Genomic DNA, 18,618 nt, shown 5'->3' with positions numbered 1-18,618 from the left:
TTTCCAAGATTTAACAGTTGCGAAGGGTGGAATACCATGGCGGCTCCAGAACACGGACCTGAATTCCGGGGCAGGATCTACAACAGCATCCTGGATACGATCGGGGCGACGCCGCTGGTCCGCGTCCGGCGGCTCGCGTCCGAGTACGGGGTCAAGGCCGACATCGTCGGCAAGCTCGAGTTCTTCAACCCGCTGTCCAGCGTCAAGGACCGCATCGGGCTGGCGATGATCGAGGCGGCCGAGGCCGAGGGCAAGATCGAGCCGGGCAAGACCACCCTGGTCGAGCCGACCTCGGGCAACACCGGCATCGCGCTGGCCTTCGTCGCCGCCGCCAAGGGCTACCGGCTGATCCTGACCATGCCGGAAAGCATGTCGGTCGAGCGCCGCAAGATGCTGAAGCTGCTGGGCGCCGAACTGGAGCTGACGCCCGCGTCCGAAGGCATGAAGGGCGCCATCCGCAAGGCCGAGGAACTGGTCGAGTCGACGCCCAACGCCTTCATCACCCAGCAGTTCAAGAACTCGGCCAACCCGGCGATCCACCGCGCCACCACGGCCGAGGAGATCTGGCGCGATACCGCCGGCAAGGCCGACATCCTGATCAGCGGCGTCGGCACCGGCGGCACGCTGACCGGCGTCGGCGAGGTGATCAAGCAGCGCAAGCCGGACTTCAAGATCATCGCGGTCGAGCCGGAGGACAGCCCGGTCCTGTCGGGCGGCCTGCCTGGCCCGCACAAGATCCAGGGCATCGGCGCCGGCTTCGTGCCCGATATCCTGAAGAAGGACCTGATCGACGAGGTGCTGCGCATCTCCAACCAGCGCGCCTTCGAGACCGCCCGCAAGGCGGCCCGGGTCGAGGGCCTGGCGGTCGGCATCTCGTCGGGCGCCGCCCTGGCGGCGGCGATCGAGGTCGGCCAGCGGCCGGAGAACGAGGGCAAGCTGATCGTCGTGATCATCCCGTCGTTCGCCGAGCGCTACCTGTCGACCGCCCTGTTCGAGGGGCTGGAGTAAGGCGGAAGTCGGGTTTCTTCCAGGAGGAAGTTCGCGCGTGGATGGCCGGATCAAGTCCGGCCATGACGGAAAAGGGAGCCTTCGCCTGCCTCCCGTGCTTGGGAGGCCTTGGCATTTGGGCCCGGTGACGGGCGGGTCCGGCTGGCTTCTTTTTCGTCATGCGCGGGCTTGACCCGTGCATCCACGCGCAAACTGACGGGAAGTAGTCCGGCCATATCGGCGGGCGGAAACAGGCAAACACCAGGTCAGCACCTTATGGATTTCACCGACGCGCAGGTCGAACGCTACGCCCGCCACATCATCCTGCCGGAGGTCGGCGGCATCGGACAGGAAGTGCTGCTGAAGTCGCGGGTACTGGTGGTGGGAGCCGGCGGGCTGGGATCGCCGCTCCTGCTCTATCTCGCGGCGGCGGGAGTCGGCGTCCTGGGGGTGATCGACCCCGACGTGGTCGACCTGTCCAACCTGCAGCGCCAGATCATCCACGATACCGCCGCAATCGGGACGCCCAAGGTGGAGAGCGCCCGGGCGCGGCTGAAGGCGATCAATCCCGACGTCCGGCTCGAAATACACCGGGAGCGGCTGACCGCGGCCAATGCCATGGGGCTGATCGCCGACTACGACGTGGTTGCCGACGGCACCGACAATTTCGCCGCCCGGTACCTGCTGGCGGACGCCTGCCATCTCGGCGGCCGCACGCTGGTGTCGGCGGCGATGCTGCGGTTCGACGGGCAGATCTCCACCTTCAAGTCCTATCTGGGCGGTCCCAACCCCTGCTACCGCTGCATCTTCCGCGAACCGCCGCCGCGCGGGCTGGTGCCGAGCTGCGCCGAGGGCGGCGTGCTGGGGGCTCTGGCCGGCGCCGTCGGCTCGATCCAGGCGATCGAGGTCCTGAAGGAGCTGCTCGGCATCGGCGACAGCCTGTCGGGGCAGCTGCTGATGTACGACGCGCTTCACACCGGCTTCCACAAGGTCCGGGTCCCGCCCGATCCGCACTGCCCGCTGTGCGGACACCATCCGACCATCACCGACCTGTCCGGACACGAGCCCGGACACGAGGGGGCCGGGCCGTGAGCGGCGCTTCCACCCTGTCGCTGGTGGTGTTCTCCGGCGGGTTCGACCGGGTCCACTACGCGCTGGTGATGGCGAGCGCCGCGGCGGCGACCAACCGCAAGGCGACGCTGTTCTTCACCGGCAGGGCCGTCCTGGCGCTGAAGGCCGGCGGCGGCTGGCGCGAGCTGGACCCGGCCGACGACGGCTCCTCCCCGGAAGCCCGGAACGCCCATTTCGGCCGCAGCGGCCTCGCCGAGTTCGAGGAACTGCTGGAGGCCTGCGTCGCCCTGGGCGTGACGGTGATGGTCTGCGAGATGGCGCTGAAGGCGATCGGGCTGGAGGCGTCCGCCCTGCGCGACGACGTGCCGGTCGTGACCGGCGGCGTCGTCACGCTGCTGAACGGGGCGCCCGGCGACGGCAACATGCTGTTCGTCTGACGCCCGTCCCCGTCAGGCGGTCCTGACCTCCGCCAGGAAGCGCTCCACTTCCGTCTCGAGCCGGCGGGCCTGGAGGCCCAGGCCGCGGGCGGTCTCCAGCACGTTGCCGGCGGTCCGGCCGCCGCTCTCGATCGCGGCGCTGACCGCGGTCAGGTTGGCGTTGACGCTGGAGGCGGACAGCCCCGCCTGCTGCAGGTTGCCGCTGATCGTGCGGGTGGTCGCGTCCTGCTCCTCGACCGCCGACGCGATGCCGGAGGACATGTCGCTCATCCGGCGGATCACGTCGGTGATGTCGCCGATCGCGGTGACGGTGGAGCCCGCGACGCTCTGCATCTGGCTGATCTGCTGGGAGATCTCCTCGGTCGCCCGGGCGGTCTGGTTGGCCAGGGACTTCACCTCGGTCGCGACGATGGCGAAGCCCCGGCCCGCCTCGCCCGCCCGTGCCGCCTCGATCGTGGCGTTCAGGGCCAGCAGGTTGGTCTGGGCCGCGATGCCGCCGATCACCTCCACCACCTCGCCGATCCGGTGGGCCGCCTCGGCCATGCTGCGGACGGTCTGGTCGGTCCGCTCCGCCGCCGCGACCCCCTGCCCGGCGATGCTCGTCGAGCTCTGGACCTGTCGGGCGATCTCGCCGGTCGAGGCGGCCAGCTGCTCGGTGGCGCCGGCGACCTGGGCGACGTTGAGCGACGCCTGCTCGCTCGCCGCGGCAACGGCCATGGCCTCCGCGCGGGTCTGCTCGGTGCGGGCCGCCATCTCCTCGGCCTCGCGCTGGAGCATGTCGGACGAACCGGTGACCGCGCGCACCACTTCGCCGACCCGGCTTTCCAGGCGGGCCGCCATGTCGAGCATGGCCGCCCGCCGGTCCGACGCGGCCTGGTCCCGCCGGGCCTCGGCCTGGCGGCGCTCCTCCTCCAGGGCCAGGGCGTTGTCGCGGAACACGGCGAGGGCACTGGCCATGCTGGCGATCTCGTCGCTGCCGCCGGCAGGCACCGGAGCTGCCAGGTCTCCGCCGCTGATCCTGGACATGGCGTCGGTGAGCCGGCGCAGGCGGAGCACGATGCCGCCGCGCACCACCAGGATGCCGATCAGCAGGACGGCCAAGATCCCGGCCAACGCCAGCGCCACCATCACGGCGGTCGAGGCGGAGATGGACCGGCGGGCGTCCGCGACGGCGACGTCCATCATATCCTTCGCGGCGCCGGAGATCCTGTCGACGTCGGCGCGGAGCGACGCGGCCCGGGCTCGGGCCGCGTCGTCCAGGGCCGCCGCCCGGGTCAGGGCCGCGATCTCGGCTGCCCGGAGCTCGAACACCCCGCCGCCGCCCGAGCCGAGCCCGACCAGACCACCGGTCAGGTCCCTCAGCTCGGCGGGAGCCCGTGCCAGCAGGCCGGCGACACGGGCCGCCACGGCCTCGAAGGCGGCGCGCTGCCGGTCCAGCCCGTCGGCCCGGCCTTCGTTGGCCGCGGACGCGATCAGGCCGGCGATCAGGTTCGCCTCGCCCCGGAGCTCCAGCGCCGCCTTCAGGGTGCCGACCTCGTTGGCGACCAGGCCGGAGATCTTGCGGCCGCCAAGCTCGATCATCTCGGAACTGCCGATCACCAGCTTGAACGCCGCGTCGTCGGCCAGCTTGGACAGGATCGTCACCAGCTCGTCCCGCAGCCGCGCCATGTCGCGCAGCACCCCGAGGCGGCGGTCGCGCAGGATGACGCGCTCGTCCTCGGCGAGGCCGGCGGCCCCCAGCTCCGCCTTCCTGAGGGCGAAGAGGTCGTCGCGGCCGCGGCCATAGTCGATCAGAGCCTCGACGAGGACGCCGGCCTCCTCGGATTCCGGTCCTTCGGGCAGCTGCTTCAGGGCCGCGGCAAGGTGTCGGGACACGCCCTGGAAGCGTTCGGACAGGGTGATGATCAGGCGATGGTCGTCGAGGTTCGCCGCCTCGATCAGGATGGCGCCGGCCAGGTTGATGTCAGACAGCATCTCCAGCGACGCCCGGACGGAATTGATCTCGCCGTTCAGAAGGTCGTCGACCGCGCCGCCGTTGTCGCTCACCACCTGGGCGGTCCCCTTCTCCAGCGAGCGGGTCGCCTCGTCCACCGTCCGGGCGGACCGGTCGAGCAGGGCGGCTTGGGATTCGGCCACCCGGTCCAGGACCGACTCGCGGGCGGCCCGCAGCCGCTCGACCTCCTCCATGCTGCCCGCGATCGCCAGCAGTTCGGCCCGCATGTCCCGGGCGCTCGCCTGGAACCCGGCCACCGGGATGCCGCCCAGCGACTCGATGGCGTCGAGGGCCGAGCGAAGCTCGCGGAACTCCTCCTCGATCGCGGCGACGGCCCGGTTCCGGGCCTGGGCATCGTGCGCCGACCGAAGTTCGGACGCCATGCCGGTCAGCCGGAGCGATCCGGCCTCCAGATCCCCCGAAGCCTTCAGGGCCAGCACGCCCCGGTCGGTGATCGAGGTCAGGCTGTCCTCGATCCGGCCGAACGACAGGTTGGCGACCAGGCCCGCGGCGAGGGTCAGCCCGGCGGTGGCGGCGAAGGCGGCGTAGAGGCGGGTACCGACGCTCCGGATCCCGGCTCCGGCGCTCCCCGTCCGGCCCGCGGGATCCCGGGACAGCGAAGAAATGGCCATGGTTCTCAGCTCTTCGCGGGAGGGGTGAGCTTGTCGACGGCCTTGAAGCTGCCGTCGGGCTGGATGACGGTCATGAACACCTTGTCCGAACCCTGGTTGTCGCCCGGCCCGTAGGCCAGCGGCAGTCCGCCCAGGTCGAACGCGCCCTTGTCCCGGATGGCGTCGAGCAGGGCGGCGCGGGTCGGTTCGCCCTCGATCGCCTTCAGCGCCTCGACCATCAGGCGGCCGACGGCGTAGCCCTCCAGCGAGACGAAGCCGGGCTTGGCGTCGGGAGCCGCGGCGGCGAGGGCGGCGCGGTAGGACGCCACCATCGGGATGTCCGAGTCGGTCGGCACCGGAACCACCTGGCTGACCACGACGCCGGCCCCCTCGGCACCCAGCTCGCGCGCCAGCGCGTCCGAGCCGACGAAGGAGATGTTGACGAAGGTCGTCTCCATCTTGAGCTTGCGCGCCAGCCGGATGAACTCGGCGCTGGGAGCGTAGGCGCCGACCATGACGACCGCGTCGGGCGCCGCCTTGCGGATGTCGAGCAGGGCCGACTTGACCGCCGTGGTGTTGCGGGCGTAGGTGCCGCGCGCCGCCAGTTCCATGCCGCGCTTCGCCATGGCCTTCTCGACGCCGGCCAGCCCGGCCTGGCCGAAGCTGTCGTCCTGGTAGAAGATCGCGATCCTGGCGGCCCCCAGGTCCTCGGTCAGGTGCCTGACCCAGGCTTCCGCCTCCTCGTCGTAGGAGGCCCGGACATTGACGACGGTGGAGAGCTTCGGGTCGCGCAGGAACGACGCCCCGGTGAAGGGTCCGACGAAGGGAACGCCGGCGGCCTCGGCCAGCGGTTGGGCCGCCTTGGAGGTCGGCGTGCCGACGGGTCCGACCAGGGCGAAGACTCCGTCCCCCTCGATCAGCCGGCGGGTCGCCGCGACGCTGCGCTCCGGCTCGTAGCCGTCGTCGGCGGTGACCAGCTCGATCCGCCGGCCCTTGACGCCGCCGGCGGCGTTCGCCTCGGCGAAGGCGGCCAGCAGCCCCTCGCGCATCCCGGTGCCCAGCGCCTTGGCCGGGCCGTCGAACGGCGCCGCCTGGCCGAGCACGATCCGGTCGGGGAAGACCCCGGGATCGGCGGCATCGGCCCCGACGGGATACAGCGCCAGCGTCAGGGCGAACGCACTCAAGAGCTTCATCGCGCGAACTGCGGTCAAGTCGGCCTCCGGGTCCTTAGTTTCCAACCGATAGGGTTACCTCGCACCGCAATGAACGCACAATCCCGGATTTTACGTAATTCCGAGATTTAGGTTAGACCGATTTGTTTATAAGATAGGCAGGGCTATCCGTAAGGCGTATATAGCCGGGTGGGAAACAGGGCGCGGATCGGCGGCGCGCCCGCGCAGGGTTCCTCACCGGCCAGGGGCATCGCCGGCTGGGGATCGCCGGCCGCGCCACTCTTCCCGGGTGATTTCCCAGATCCCGGCGGGAAAGCGGCCGGAAACGAAATCCCTGTCATGGATTCCGACCAGCCGCATGCCGTCGCGCTCCGACAGACGGCGGGAGCCGAGGTTCGCCTCGGCCTTCTGGACCCGCAACACGGACCGGCCGAGGGTTTCGAACCAGAAATGCATGACGGCGGCGCTCGCCTCCGTCATCAGGCCACGCCCCTGCCAGGCGGGGTCGAGCCAGAGGCCGCGGTTGTCGTCGGGCTTGTCCATCAGGCCGATGACGCCGACCAGCCGGTCCGGCCCCGCCCGGGGCCTGATCGACCAGTGCCATTCCGTTCCCCGCTCCATGGCGGGAAGCGCCGCGTCCCGGATATAGGACAGGGCGCCATCGGCCGGATAGGGCCACGGGACATGGTCGGCGAGAAACCGCACGATCTCCCACCGGGGGAAGAGGTCCTGCACCGCGCCGGCGTCGGAAAGCTCCAGCGGGCGAAGGACGAGGCGCGGTGTCTCCAGGACCCGGATCAGGCGCCGCCGCCCTTCACGTCGAGCGCATAGCCCGCCGAACGGACCGTGCGGATCAGGTCGTTGTCGTTCTCCTCGTTCAGCGCCTTGCGCAGCCGGCGGATATGCACGTCGACGGTGCGCGGCTCCACATAGACGTCGTGGCCCCAGACCAGGTCGAGCAGCTGCTCGCGCGAGAAGACCCGGCCGGGATGCTGCATGAAATGGCGCAGCAGGCGGAACTCGGTCGGTCCCAGGTGGATGTCGCGGCCCTGGCGGCGGACCCGGTGGGCCGCGAGGTCCATCACCACGTCGTTGAACCGCAGCAGCTCCTCCGCCAGGCCGGGGCTGGCGCGGCGGAGCACGGCGCGCATCCGGGCGACCAGCTCGGTCGGCGAAAAGGGCTTGGCGATATAGTCGTCGGCCCCGGAATTGAGGCCGCGGACCTTGTCCGCCTCCTCTCCGCGGGCGGTCAGCATGATGATCGGGATGTCGCGGGTCTTGGGGTTGCGCCGCATCTGGCGGCATACCTCGAGGCCGGACATCAGCGGCAGCATCCAGTCCAGCAGGACGATGTTGGGCGTCTGCTCGGCGGCGAGCAGCAGGGCCTCCTCGCCGTCGCCCGCGGAGAGGGTGCGGAAGCTTTCCTTCTCCAGATTGTACTTGAGGAGCGTTACGAGGTCCGCCTCGTCCTCGACGATGAGGACGAGGGGTTTCAGCGCCGAATTCATGGGATGCCTTGTTCCAATGCTAGCCCTGCGTTTCCGGCTCGGGGGTGACGACAGCATAGCTGCTTTCGTCGCCCTTGGGACGTTCCGTCGTCAGCGGATGGCCGATCACCAGGAAATGGATCGTCTCTGCGATGTTGGTGGCGTGGTCGCCGATCCGTTCCAGGTTCTTGGCGATGAACAGCAGGTGCGTGCAGGGGGTGATGTTGCGCGGGTCTTCCATCATGTAGGTCAGGACTTCGCGGAACAGGCTGGTATAGAGGTCGTCCAGCTCCTCGTCGCGGCGGCGGGCCGCCACCGCCTTCTCCACGTCGCGCTCGATGAAGGCGTCGAGCACGTCCTTCATGATCTCCTGGACCAGCCGGCCCATCCGGGGGATCGCCGCGGCCGGGCGGACCGGCGGCACCTGGGCCAGGGCGATCGACCGCTTGGCGATGTTGGCGGCGTAGTCGCCGATCCGCTCCAGGTCGGCGGCGATCTTGAGCGCCGACACGATCTCGCGCAGGTCCGACGCCATGGGCTGGCGCAGCGCCAGCAGGCGCAGCGTCTCCGCATCCACGTCCCGCTCGTAGCCGTCGACCCGGAGGTCGGACTGCATCACCTGGGCCGCGATGGTCGTGTCGCGGCGGACGACGGCCTGCACGGCCGCCTCCACCTGGGCCTCGGCGACGCCGCCCATCTGCGTGATCAGATTCGCCAGCCGCTGCAGTTCCTGCGCGAACGACTTGACGATGTGCTCGTTGCTCATGCGTCGCTTCCCTGAATTGCCCGATTATCCCGAATGCCGCTTCGCCGATCAAGCCGGCGCAACCGGCTCAGCCGTAGCGGCCGGTGATGTAGCCCTGGGTCCGCTCGTCGCGCGGATTGGTGAAGATCTCCTCGGTGTCCCCCACCTCGACCATGTCGCCCAGGTGGAAGAAGGCGGTGCGCTGGGACACGCGGGCCGCCTGCTGCATGTTGTGGGTGACGATCACGATGGTGTAGTTCTCCCGCAGCTCGTCGATCAGCTCCTCCACGTGGGCGGTCGCGATCGGGTCGAGCGCGGAGCACGGCTCGTCCATCAGGATCACCTCGGGGCTGACCGCGATGGCGCGGGCGATGCAGAGGCGCTGCTGCTGTCCGCCGGACAGGCCCGTGCCCGGCTCCTTCAGGCGGTCCTTCACCTCGTTCCACAATCCGGCGCGCTGCAGGCTCCTGGCGACGATCTCGTCCATCTCCTCCCGCCGGCTGGCGAGGCCGTGGATGCGCGGACCGTAGGAGACGTTGTCGTAGATCGACTTGGGGAACGGGTTGGGCTTCTGGAACACCATGCCGACCCGGGCGCGGAGCTGGACCGGGTCGATCTCGCGGTCGTAGATGTCCTGGCCGTCCAGCGTGATCAGCCCCTCGATCCGGGCGATGCCGATCGTGTCGTTCATGCGGTTGAGGCAGCGCAGGAACGTGGACTTGCCGCAGCCCGACGGGCCGATCAGCGCGGTGACCTGCCGTTCCGGGATCGCCAGGTCGATGCCCTTCAGCGCCTGCTTGGCGCCGTAGTACACCTTGACCTGCTTGGCATCCATCTTGTTCGCCGCGCCGGCCAGGATGCCGGCGGCGGAGCGGGCGTCCGCGCCGGCGACGGCGCTGGTTCCGATCTGGGTTTGGGCGGTCATTTACCAACGCCTTTCAAATTGCTTGCGCAGGACGACGGCGATCGCGTTCATCGCGATCAGGAAGGCCAGGAGGACCATGATCGCGGCGGAGGTACGCTCCACGAAGCCGCGTTCCGGGCTGTCGGCCCACATGAAGATCTGCACCGGCAGCACCGTCGCGGCGTCGCCGAAGCCCGAGGGGGTGTCCACGATGAAGGCGATCATGCCGATCATCAGCAGCGGCGCCGTCTCGCCCAGGGCCTGCGCCATGCCGATGATGATGCCGGTGAGCATGCCCGGCATCGCGAGGGGAAGCACGTGGTGGGTCACCACCTGGAGCGGCGAGGCGCCGACGCCGAGCGCCGCCTCCCGGATCGAGGGGGGGACCGCCTTCAGCGCGGCGCGGCCCGAGATGATGATGGTCGGCAGCGTCATCAGGGCCAGCACGATGCCGCCGACCACCGGGGCCGACCTGGGCATGTCGAGGGCGTTGAGGAACACCGCCAGGCCGAGCAGGCCGAACACGATCGACGGGACGGCCGCCAGGTTGTTGATGTTGACCTCGATCAGGTCGGTCAGCTTGTTCTTGGGCGCGAACTCCTCCAGGTAGACCGCGGCCGAGATGCCGATCGGGATCGCCAGGCCGAGCGTCACCAGGAGGGTCAGGAACGATCCGATGATGCCGGCCTTCAGGCCCGCCAGTTCAGGGTCCCGGCTGTCGCCGTTGAGGAAGAGGCGCCAGTTGAAGCCGTTGACGATGCTGCCGTTGGAGACCAGCCTGTCGATCCAGGCGATCTGCTGGTCGGTGACCTTGCGGTCCGCCTCCGGCACGGTGCGGTCGATGTTGCCCTTGAGCAGCTGGTCGTAGTCGCTCGCCAGGGCGAAGCGCACGGACTTGCGGGTTCCGATCAGCGACGGGTCGTCCATGACCATCCGGCGAAGCTCGAACGCGGCGCCGTTGCTGATCATGGCGGTCAGCCGGCGCCGGTCGTTCCTGGACTCGACCTCCGGGAAGACGGCCAGGAGCGCGTTGCGCGCCAGGGCTCCGTAGTTGGCGTTGGACAGGGCGTCGGGGTCGCGCGTTCCCTGGGGATCGATCTCGGCCGGATCGAAATGGACCTCCAGCGCCAGGTCGTGCTGGGCGAAGGCGGTGTATCCCTGGGCCACGATGCTGGCGAGCAGGATCGCCAGCATGGCCAGGGCCACGCCGATCGCCGCCATGCCGTACATCTTGAAGCGCCGCTCTGCGGCGTAGCGCTTCTTCAGCCGGGCGGCGAAGTCGTCGGTCTGGTACGGCGCGCCCGCCCGCGGGGTGCTGATGATGTCAGTCATATTTTTCCCGATACTTCTGCACCACCCGGAGGGCGATGATGTTCAGCCCGAGGGTGACGGTGAACAGCACGAGGCCGAGGCCGAAGGCCGAGAGGGTCTTGGCGCTGTCGAACTCCTGGTCGCCGACCAGCAGGGTGGCGATCTGGACGGTGACCGTGCTGACCGCGTCCAGCGGGTTGGCCGACAGGTTTGCGGCGAGGCCGGCGGCCATCACGACGATCATGGTCTCGCCGATGGCGCGGCTGACCGCCAGCAGGATGCCGCCGACGATGCCGGGCAGCGCCGCCGGCAGCACCACCTGCCGGATGGTCTCCGACTTGGTGGCGCCCAGGCCGTAGGAGCCGTCGCGCAGCGACTGGGGCACCGCGTTGATGATGTCGTCCGACAGGGAGCTGACGAAGGGGATGATCATGACGCCCATGACGACGCCGGCGGCGAGCGCCGACTCCGAGCTGACGGCGAGGCCCAGCCCCTGCCCGACGTCGCGCACGAAGGGCGCCATGGTCAGGGCGGCGAAGAAGCCGTAGACCACCGTCGGGATGCCGGCCAGGATCTCCAGGACCGGCTTGACCGTTCCGCGCACCTTGGGGGGTGCGTATTCCGACATGTAGATGGCGCTCATCAGGCCCAGCGGCACGGCGACCACCATGGCGATCGACGCGATCAGCAGGGTGCCGGTGAACAGCGGCACGGCGCCGAACGACCCGTCTGCCGCCACCTGGTCGGCGCGGATCGCGGTCTGCGGGCTCCAGTGCAGGCCGAACAGGAACTCGGCCGGGGACACCTTGGTGAAGAAGCGGATCGCCTCGAACAGCAACGACAGGACGATGCCGACCGTGGTCAGGATCGCCACCAGCGAGCACAGGATCAGGAAGACGTTGACCACCTTCTCGACCTGGTTGCGGGCGCGCAGGCCCGGCTCGATCCGCTGCCGGGCGTAGTAGAGGCCGGCGCAGGCGAGGGCGAGCATGACGACCGCGAGGGCGCCGTGGCCGATCCCGCGGAGATGCTTGTAGTATTCCGCCGCGGTCAGCAGGGCGGGGTCGGGAACCCGGCTGGTGATGTTGCCGTAGGCCAGGTTGTGGATGTCGACCATGACCAGGTTGATTTCCTGGGGCGACAGGGAGGCCAGGGCCGCGGGCAGGCTGGAACGGACCATGCCGTCCACGATCGAGCCTTCCAGGCTGGTCCAGAGGGCGAAAAGGATCAGGGCCGGAAGGCCGACCCACAGGGCCACGTAGAGGCCGTAATAGGACGGCACGGAGTGCAGCCTGGAGAGCGTGCCGCCGGCGGTGACGACCGCCCGGGACCTGCCGAGCTGGAATCCCACGAACGCCAGCACGGCGAGAACCGCTAGGAAGAATGATACTGACATCGGGACCCGTCGGGATTTGAGGGCGAGTGTCTTCCGGAGGCGCCCGCCCGCCGGCGCTGGAGCGAGCCGGCGGGCGGGGCCCGACGCTTACATCGTGACCGGGGTCAGGTTCAGGATGCTGGTCCGGACCTTCTCGCGCTTGTCCTTGGGCAGCGGGATCAGGCCCTTGGCTTCCAGGTAGCCGTCCTCGCCGAACGCCTTCTCGCTGGTGTACTCGGCCAGGAACTCGCGGATGCCGGGGATGACGTCCACGTGCTGGCTCTTGACATACACGTACATGGAGCGCGCGACCGGGTACTTGGCGTCCGCGATGTTGTCCAGCTCGGGTGCCACGCCGTTGATCTTGGCGCCCTGCAGCTTGTCCATGTTCTGGTCGAGGAAGCTGTAGCCGAAGATGCCGTACGCGTCCTTGTTGGCGGCCAGCTTCTGGACGATCAGGTTGTCGTTCTCGCCGGCCTCGACATAGGCGCCGTCCTCACGGATCTGGTTGCAGACCGCCTTCTGCTGGTCGGCCGGCAGGGCCTTGACCTCCGGGAACTGGGCGCAGCCGACGTCCATCACCAGCTCGACGAAGGCGTCGCGGGTGCCGGAGGTGGGGGGCGGGCCGAGCACCTCGATCTCCTTGTTCGGCAGGGAGGGGTCGATCTGGTTCCAGGTCTTGTAGGGGTTCGGGACGACCTGGCCGTTCACGACGACCTGCTTGGCGAGCGCCTGCCAGATCTGCTTGATGGTGTAGTCGGTATTCGGCGAGGCCTTGGAGTTGGCGAAGACGATGCCGTCGAAGCCCACCTCGAGCTCGCTGACGGTGGTCACGCCGTTGGCGGCGCAGCTCTCCAGTTCGGACTTCTTGATGCGGCGCGACGCGTTGGTCAGGTCCGGATGCTGGACGCCCACGCCGGCGCAGAACTGCTTGATGCCGCCGCCGGTGCCGGTGGACTCGACGACCGGGGTCTTGAACTTGCCGGTCCGGCCGAAGGTCTCGGCGACCGCGCTGGTGAAGGGGAACACCGTGGACGAACCGACGATGCGGATCTGGTCACGCCCCTGGGCCTGGGCGCCGCCCGTCAGCGCGACGGTCGAAGCGAAGGCGGCCAGCGCCGCCACGGCGAGCTTCTTGTTGATCACGATCTAATCCTCCAGCCAATTCGCCAAAATACGGACCAAAAGCCCTGTTTTTCCGCGGCACCTGAGTACCTGCGGCTTCGGCGCGGACCTTAATGGCGATCGGCGATACAATTACTACGGCTGGATGACAGTTTGATGACACCCGCGACCGGCGGGCGACTATGCCGCGGAGCCGCCTGCGCGGCGGGTATCGGCGACCCGTTCCTCGGCCGCCACCGGGAGGAACACGGTGAAGGTGCTTCCCCTGCCCACGTCGCTCTCGATCGTGAGCCGGCCGCGGTGGCGGTTGACGATGTGCTTGACGATCGCGAGGCCCAGGCCGGTGCCGCCGAGCTGCCGGCTGCGCGCGGGGTCCACCCGGTAGAACCGTTCGGTCAGGCGCGGCAGGTGCATGCGGGCGATGCCCTCGCCGCAGTCGGACACGGAGGCCGAGACCATGGGCGCCGCCCGCCGGCCGCCGGCCGGGAGCGGCACCACGGCGCTCGCCGGCCCGCCCCCGCCGGGCTCGACCAGCGCCAGGGCGATCCGCACCTCGGTGTCGTCGCGGGTATACTTGACCGCGTTGTCGATCAGGTTCTGCAGGACCTGGGCGAGCTGGTCCTCGTCGCCGGTGACCGGGGGCAGCCGGTCCGGCACGTCCAGGCGCAGCCGGATGCGCCGCGCGGCAGCCTTCAGCTCCAGCGCGGCGACGGCGCCGCGGGCGATGCGCCCCAGGTCGGCCCGGCCGGTGGGCGCCGTGTGCTCGTCCAGCTCGATCCTGGACAGCGACAGCAGGTCGTTGACCAGCCGCGACATGCGGCCGGACTGATCCTGCATGATGCCGAGGAAGCGGTCGCGCGCCTCCGCGTCGTCGCGCGCCGGGCCGCGCAGGGTCTCGATGAAGCCAAGCAGGGTGGCCAGCGGCGTGCGCAGCTCGTGGCTGGCGTTGGCGACGAAGTCGGCGCGCATCTGCTCGGACCGCTTGATCGCGGTGATGTCGTGCAGGGTCAGGATGATGATGGTGGTCCCGTCGCGGCGGAACGGCTTGACGCGGGCCTCGAACACCCGCTCCACCGGGACCGGCAGGCTGAACTCGACCATGCGGGACGCGCCCCCGGCCAGCACGGCGTCCACCGCGCCCAGCAAGTGCGGGTTGCGGAGCGTCGCCGCCAGGTCGCGGTCGGCCATGCGGTCGCCGAACAGGCCGCGCGCCGCCATGTTGGCCAGCGTCACCCGGCGATCCGACGCGATCAGGATCAGCGGATCGTGGAGCGCCTCGAGGATCTGCTCGTTGGCTTCAAGCCCGGCGCGCAGCCGGTCGCCGCGCTCCAGCCACTCGCCGTGGGTCCTGGAGGCCGACGCCGCGAGCAGGCGGGCGGTCGGCGAGAGCTTCTCGGGAACCGGCACGGTGCCCGCGGCGTCGCCGAGCGACTGGAGATACGTCGCGACGTCGGCGGCGTCGCGCCGGTAGACGCGGGTCGCCAGCGCCGCCGCCGCGACCGCCGACAGCAACCCCACCGCGGCGGCGCCCCAGGTCACGGCGCCGACGGCGGCGAGCCCCAGCAGGACGACGCCGAACGCCAGCACCAGGGGTCCGCCGAGGAGGAGCGGTATCGTCGTCGGAACTACCGGTGATGGCATGGTGGCACGGGCGGACGGGACGCAAGTAATTAACGGTCGTTACTAGACCACACATTACACCGTTTCGTGCCCGGGATGACATGCGTCACAAAAGATTAATTTCCGGGCAAGATAAGGACCCCTCCCGCACGGGAGGGGTCCCGGTGGCCGCTCACCACTGCAGCGAGTCGTGCGCCGCCAGCGCCGCCGCGTTGACGATGTCCGACACGGACGCGCCCATCTGGACGACCTGCGCCGGCTTGTCCAGGCCGATCAGCAGCGGGCCGACCAGCTGGCCGCCGCCCATCTTCTGCAGCAGCTTGGCGCCGATGTTGGCCGCGTGCAGCGCCGGCATGACCAGCACGTTGGCGGGACCCGACAGGCGGCAGAACGGGTAGAGCCGCTTCATCAGGTCGTGGTCGAGCGCCACGTCGGCCGACATCTCGCCATCGTACTCGAAGTCGATCCGCCGCTGGTCGAGCAGCGCCACCGCGTCCCGCACATGCTCGGCACGCCCGCGCATGTACTGGCCGAAATTGGAGAAGGACAGGAACGCGACTCGGGGCTCGTGGCCCATCTGGCGCGCCTTGGCCGCTGTCTGGACCGCGATCTCCGCCAGTTCCTCGGTGGTCGGCAGCTCGTTCACCGTGGTGTCGGCGATGAAGACGGTGCGCTTCCGGGTCACCACCACCGACACGCCGAACACGCGCTGGCCGGCCCGGGGGTCGATCACCAGGGTGATGTCCTTGTAGCAGGTGGCGAAGCTTCGGGTCAGGCCGGTCACCATCGCGTCGGCGTCGCCCTGGGCCACCATCAGCGCCGCGAAGACGTTGCGGTCCTGGTTGACCATGCGCTGGCAGTCGCGGTGCAGCGTGCCCCGGCGCTGGAGCCGGCGGTAGAGATAGTCGGTGTAGCGCCGGTTGGCGTCGGACAGGCGGGCGTTGTGGATCTCCAGCCCGGTCTGCTCCGCCGACAGGCCCAGCGCCACCAGCTGGTCGCGGATCACCTCCTCGCGGCCGATCAGGATCGGCGTGCCGTAGCCGGCGGCGCGGTAGGCCAGGGCGGCGCGGATCGCCCGCTCCTCCTCGCCCTCGGCGAAGACGACGCGCCGGGGGTTGGCCTTGACCTTCTCGAAGATGAGCTGGAGGCTGTCGGCGGTCGGGTCGAGCCGGGTGCGCAGCCCGTTGCGGTAGCCGGTCATGTCGATGATCGGCTTGCGGGCGACGCCGCTCTCCATCGCGGCCTGGGCCACGGCCGGCGGGATCGTCACGATCAGGCGCGGATCGAACGGCACCGGGATGATGTATTCCGGCCCGTAGCGCAGCCGGCGGCCGGAATAGGCCGCGTCCACCTCGTCCGGCACGTCCTCGCGCGCGAGGGCCGCGATGGCGCGGGCGGCGGCGATCTTCATCGCGTCGTTGATGGTGGAGGCGCGCACGTCGAGCGCCCCGCGGAAGATGTAGGGGAAGCCCAGGACGTTGTTGATCTGGTTGGGATAGTCCGAGCGGCCGGTCGCGATGATCGCGTCGGACCGCACCGCGCGCACCTCTTCCGGCGTGATCTCCGGGTCGGGGTTGGCCAGCGCGAAGATCAGCGGCTTGGCGGCCATGGACCTGACCATGTCCTGGGTGACGGCGCCCTTGGCGGACAGCCCCAGGAACACGTCGGCGCCCTCCAGCGCCTCGGCCAGGGTTCGCGCCTCGGTCCTGACCGCGTGCGCCGACTTCCACTGGTTCATGCTGTTGGTGCGGCCCTGGTAGATCACGCCCTTGGTGTCGCACAGGATCGCGCTGTCATGGGGCAGGCCCATGGACTTGAACAGCTCGACGCAGGCGATCGCGGCGGCGCCGGCGCCGTTGATCACCATCTTGATGTCTTCGATGCGGCGGCCGGTCAGGTGCAGCGCGTTGATCAGGCCGGCGGCGGCGATGATCGCGGTGCCGTGCTGGTCGTCGTGGAAGACCGGGATGTCCAGCAGATCGCGCAGCCGCTGCTCGATGATGAAGCAGTCCGGCGCCTTGATGTCCTCCAGGTTGATGCCGCCGAACGACGGCCCCAGGAAGCGCACGCAGTTGACGAACTCGTCCACGTCGGAGGTGTCCACCTCCAGGTCGATGCCGTCGACGTCGGCGAAGCGCTTGAACAGGACGGCCTTGCCCTCCATCACCGGCTTGGAGGCCAGCGCGCCCAGGTCGCCCAGCCCCAGCACCGCAGTGCCGTTGGAGATCACCGCGACGATGTTGCCCTTGGCCGTGTAGTCGTAGGCGGTCGAAGGGTCTTCCTGGATGCGCAGGCACGGCACGGCGACGCCGGGGGAATATGCGAGCGACAGGTCGCGCTGGGTGGTCAGCGGCTTGGTCGGGGCGATCTCGAGCTTGCCGGGGCGACCGCCGGAGTGAAGCAGGAGGGCTTCCTCCTCGGTCACGCGCTTGTCTTGGTCGGACATACGTTTCCTCATGGACGGCCCGCTGCCGGCGTGGGGCCGCGGGCGATCGTGGTGGCGGCCGGATCTCCCCCTGCCGCCCATGACGAAAGGCAGGGGGAAGTAGGCCTGTTATCTTGTGGTGAACGGTATCATAGTGAAATTGCTCCGCAAGACGGTTGTAATCGCATGACTGGACTGCCCCGGCCGACGATTAACCGTTAGTTGGTTAAGCATCTTCGGGACAGGCCGCGGCAAGGAGAGACAATGATCCGGAATCCGTTTTCCCATGCCGCGGCGGCCCTGCTGATCCTCGGCGGCTGCTCGGGCAGCGACAATGCGACGCGGTGGGAGCCCACCCGGAGCGCCCAGTCCGTCGCCGAGAGCGAATGCGCCGAGCAGGTCGACGTCAAGATGCAGCTGCGGGGCTACCCGCGCCGTCCCAGCCCGGAAACCCCGCAATTCTCCTATCGCCGGGAGATCTTCTCCAAATGCATGCGCGACAAGGGTTACCGGGAGGAGTGAGGGCGGGCGGAACGGGCCGTGTTCATTCCGCCGGCTCCGCCTGCGCCGCCGCAGCCATGTCGTCCTCCTCCTCCACGTGCCGGGGCCGCATCAGGGCGTAGAGACCGAGGATGCTGGCCAGGACGCCGCCCGCGATCATCGGGGCCTGCCAGTCGCCGGTGGCGAAGGATGAAGAAGAAACGGCGCGGGCGGGAAAGGGACGCGGAAGCGGTGAGGAACCCTCCGATAAAGAGCGGCGGCCGGAGCGATCGGGCGATGCCGGTCAGCTGTCGCCGGCGCCCGCGGCGGCCGTCTTGTCCCGCTCCGCCACATGGACGTTGCGCCCGCCCGACGCGGTCAGGGCGTCGCGCGCCCGCTGCTCCCGCGCCGGGTCGTCGTCGACGCAGACCCACAGGATCACGCCGCCGGCTTCCAGCGCGCGGGCGAAGTCCTCGGTCTCCGGATGGGCGGTCACCTCGTCCAGGTACTCCTTGACCGCGGCACCGCCGACCCCGGCCGCCACCAGCGCCGCGATCGGGCCGGCGATCGGACCGCCGACGATCGCGATCAGCCCGGCGGTGGTCAGCGGGAAGGCATAGTTGAGGTCGCCCAGGAGCGCGGTCAGCGCCTCGTCCCGCGGCATGGCCGGCCGGCCCGCGACGTCGATCGACTCGTGGCTGGACAGGACGCTGAGGTCGGTGCGGTCGAAGCCGGCCCGCATCAGGGCCACCACGGCCCGGTCGAAATCGGGCCGGTTCTCGAACAGGGCCACCATCTCGCGCACCCGTCTGGTACCGGCGTTGTTCCTGGCCATGATGGTGCATACCCCCGTGTGCGTGCCTATTTCATAGTCC

Annotated in this window: 16 protein-coding genes; 4 read left to right on the top strand and 12 right to left on the bottom strand. The window is 69.5% G+C overall.

The features are described from left to right. The first annotated feature begins 36 nt into the window (after positions 1 to 36). The 3 genes from cysK to IGS68_RS27710 all read left to right on the top strand — a co-directional run bounded on the left by cysK (position 37) and on the right by IGS68_RS27710 (position 2,495). The gene (gene cysK / locus IGS68_RS27720) at positions 37 to 1,008 is read left to right on the top strand and encodes a cysteine synthase A (protein ID WP_201076263.1); all 972 of its coding nucleotides are present in this window, start codon (positions 37 to 39) and stop codon (positions 1,006 to 1,008) included. A 255-nt stretch (positions 1,009 to 1,263) separates the two neighbouring features. Further along, positions 1,264 to 2,079 carry a HesA/MoeB/ThiF family protein gene (locus IGS68_RS27715; RefSeq protein WP_201076261.1) on the top strand — a complete coding sequence of 272 codons (816 nt, stop codon included), beginning with the start codon at positions 1,264 to 1,266 and terminating at the stop codon, positions 2,077 to 2,079. Beyond that, entirely contained in the window at positions 2,076 to 2,495 is a 420-nt protein-coding gene (locus tag IGS68_RS27710) for a DsrE family protein (RefSeq protein ID WP_247881103.1), read from the top strand. The genes IGS68_RS27715 and IGS68_RS27710 overlap by 4 nt, the downstream gene beginning before the upstream one ends. 12 nt (positions 2,496 to 2,507) lie before the next feature. On the opposite strand, the gene IGS68_RS27705 is transcribed toward IGS68_RS27710, so the two are convergent. From IGS68_RS27705 to IGS68_RS27655, 11 genes are all read right to left on the bottom strand, one after another. Next, a complete protein-coding gene (locus tag IGS68_RS27705) occupies positions 2,508 to 5,120 on the bottom strand; it encodes a methyl-accepting chemotaxis protein (RefSeq protein ID WP_201076259.1) in 2,613 nt (870 codons plus the stop codon). Positions 5,121 to 5,125: 5 nt separating this feature from the next. After that, positions 5,126 to 6,310 (bottom strand): ABC transporter substrate-binding protein, encoded by a 1,185-nt coding sequence (locus IGS68_RS27700; protein ID WP_201076257.1) that lies wholly within the window; start codon positions 6,308 to 6,310, stop codon positions 5,126 to 5,128. 195 nt (positions 6,311 to 6,505) lie between these two features. Continuing rightward, entirely contained in the window at positions 6,506 to 7,006 is a 501-nt protein-coding gene (locus tag IGS68_RS27695; RefSeq protein WP_412766130.1) for a GNAT family N-acetyltransferase, read from the bottom strand. Between the two features lie 62 nt (positions 7,007 to 7,068). Then, complete coding sequence (gene phoB, locus IGS68_RS27690; protein ID WP_201076255.1) at positions 7,069 to 7,779, bottom strand: phosphate regulon transcriptional regulator PhoB; 711 nt, start codon at positions 7,777 to 7,779, stop codon at positions 7,069 to 7,071. Between the two features lie 19 nt (positions 7,780 to 7,798). Then, positions 7,799 to 8,524, bottom strand: a complete 726-nt coding sequence (gene phoU, locus IGS68_RS27685) for a phosphate signaling complex protein PhoU (protein WP_201076252.1) — start codon at positions 8,522 to 8,524, stop codon at positions 7,799 to 7,801. A gap of 67 nt (positions 8,525 to 8,591) precedes the next feature. Next, entirely contained in the window at positions 8,592 to 9,338 is a 747-nt protein-coding gene (pstB, locus tag IGS68_RS27680) for a phosphate ABC transporter ATP-binding protein PstB (protein ID WP_247881432.1), read from the bottom strand. A gap of 90 nt (positions 9,339 to 9,428) precedes the next feature. Then, the gene (pstA, locus tag IGS68_RS27675; protein WP_201076249.1) at positions 9,429 to 10,739 is read right to left on the bottom strand and encodes a phosphate ABC transporter permease PstA; all 1,311 of its coding nucleotides are present in this window, start codon (positions 10,737 to 10,739) and stop codon (positions 9,429 to 9,431) included. After that, complete coding sequence (gene pstC, locus IGS68_RS27670; protein ID WP_201076247.1) at positions 10,732 to 12,114, bottom strand: phosphate ABC transporter permease subunit PstC; 1,383 nt, start codon at positions 12,112 to 12,114, stop codon at positions 10,732 to 10,734. The genes pstA and pstC overlap by 8 nt, the downstream gene beginning before the upstream one ends. An 87-nt stretch (positions 12,115 to 12,201) precedes the next feature. Then, positions 12,202 to 13,239 (bottom strand): PstS family phosphate ABC transporter substrate-binding protein, encoded by a 1,038-nt coding sequence (locus tag IGS68_RS27665; RefSeq protein ID WP_201076245.1) that lies wholly within the window; start codon positions 13,237 to 13,239, stop codon positions 12,202 to 12,204. A gap of 159 nt (positions 13,240 to 13,398) precedes the next feature. After that, on the bottom strand, positions 13,399 to 14,859 hold the full coding sequence (locus tag IGS68_RS27660; protein ID WP_201076243.1) for an ATP-binding protein: 1,461 nt from the start codon (positions 14,857 to 14,859) through the stop codon (positions 13,399 to 13,401). A 151-nt stretch (positions 14,860 to 15,010) separates the two neighbouring features. After that, the gene (locus IGS68_RS27655) at positions 15,011 to 17,284 is read right to left on the bottom strand and encodes an NADP-dependent malic enzyme (RefSeq protein WP_201076235.1); all 2,274 of its coding nucleotides are present in this window, start codon (positions 17,282 to 17,284) and stop codon (positions 15,011 to 15,013) included. A 243-nt stretch (positions 17,285 to 17,527) separates the two neighbouring features. Here IGS68_RS27655 and IGS68_RS27650 point away from each other — a divergent pair, with 243 nt between their 5' ends. Beyond that, complete coding sequence (locus IGS68_RS27650; protein WP_201076233.1) at positions 17,528 to 17,785, top strand: hypothetical protein; 258 nt, start codon at positions 17,528 to 17,530, stop codon at positions 17,783 to 17,785. A gap of 262 nt (positions 17,786 to 18,047) precedes the next feature. On the opposite strand, the gene IGS68_RS27645 is transcribed toward IGS68_RS27650, so the two are convergent. Further along, positions 18,048 to 18,578 (bottom strand): hypothetical protein, encoded by a 531-nt coding sequence (locus IGS68_RS27645; protein WP_201076231.1) that lies wholly within the window; start codon positions 18,576 to 18,578, stop codon positions 18,048 to 18,050. Positions 18,579 to 18,618: the final 40 nt, after the last annotated feature.

The sequence above is a fragment of the Skermanella sp. TT6 genome (assembly GCF_016653635.2).
Classification (GTDB): Bacteria; Pseudomonadota; Alphaproteobacteria; order Azospirillales; family Azospirillaceae; genus Skermanella; species Skermanella cutis.
The sequence above is the reverse complement of the archived record's forward strand: the minus strand, read 5'-3'. Positions and strand labels throughout refer to the sequence as shown.

What these genes read in the sequence shown, in the direction of transcription:
- IGS68_RS27655 (WP_201076235.1), bottom strand. Translation starts at nt 17,284, where the DNA reads ATGTCCGACCAAGACAAGCGCGTGACCGAGGAGGAAGCCCTCCTGCTT.
- phoU (WP_201076252.1), bottom strand. Translation starts at nt 8,524, where the DNA reads ATGAGCAACGAGCACATCGTCAAGTCGTTCGCGCAGGAACTGCAGCGG.
- IGS68_RS27705 (WP_201076259.1), bottom strand. Translation starts at nt 5,120, where the DNA reads ATGGCCATTTCTTCGCTGTCCCGGGATCCCGCGGGCCGGACGGGGAGC.
- pstC (WP_201076247.1), bottom strand. Translation starts at nt 12,114, where the DNA reads ATGTCAGTATCATTCTTCCTAGCGGTTCTCGCCGTGCTGGCGTTCGTG.
- phoB (WP_201076255.1), bottom strand. Translation starts at nt 7,779, where the DNA reads ATGAATTCGGCGCTGAAACCCCTCGTCCTCATCGTCGAGGACGAGGCG.
- IGS68_RS27645 (WP_201076231.1), bottom strand. Translation starts at nt 18,578, where the DNA reads ATGGCCAGGAACAACGCCGGTACCAGACGGGTGCGCGAGATGGTGGCC.
- IGS68_RS27660 (WP_201076243.1), bottom strand. Translation starts at nt 14,859, where the DNA reads ATGCCATCACCGGTAGTTCCGACGACGATACCGCTCCTCCTCGGCGGA.
- IGS68_RS27650 (WP_201076233.1), top strand. Translation starts at nt 17,528, where the DNA reads ATGATCCGGAATCCGTTTTCCCATGCCGCGGCGGCCCTGCTGATCCTC.
- pstB (WP_247881432.1), bottom strand. Translation starts at nt 9,338, where the DNA reads ATGGATGCCAAGCAGGTCAAGGTGTACTACGGCGCCAAGCAGGCGCTG.
- pstA (WP_201076249.1), bottom strand. Translation starts at nt 10,739, where the DNA reads ATGACTGACATCATCAGCACCCCGCGGGCGGGCGCGCCGTACCAGACC.
- cysK (WP_201076263.1), top strand. Translation starts at nt 37, where the DNA reads ATGGCGGCTCCAGAACACGGACCTGAATTCCGGGGCAGGATCTACAAC.
- IGS68_RS27715 (WP_201076261.1), top strand. Translation starts at nt 1,264, where the DNA reads ATGGATTTCACCGACGCGCAGGTCGAACGCTACGCCCGCCACATCATC.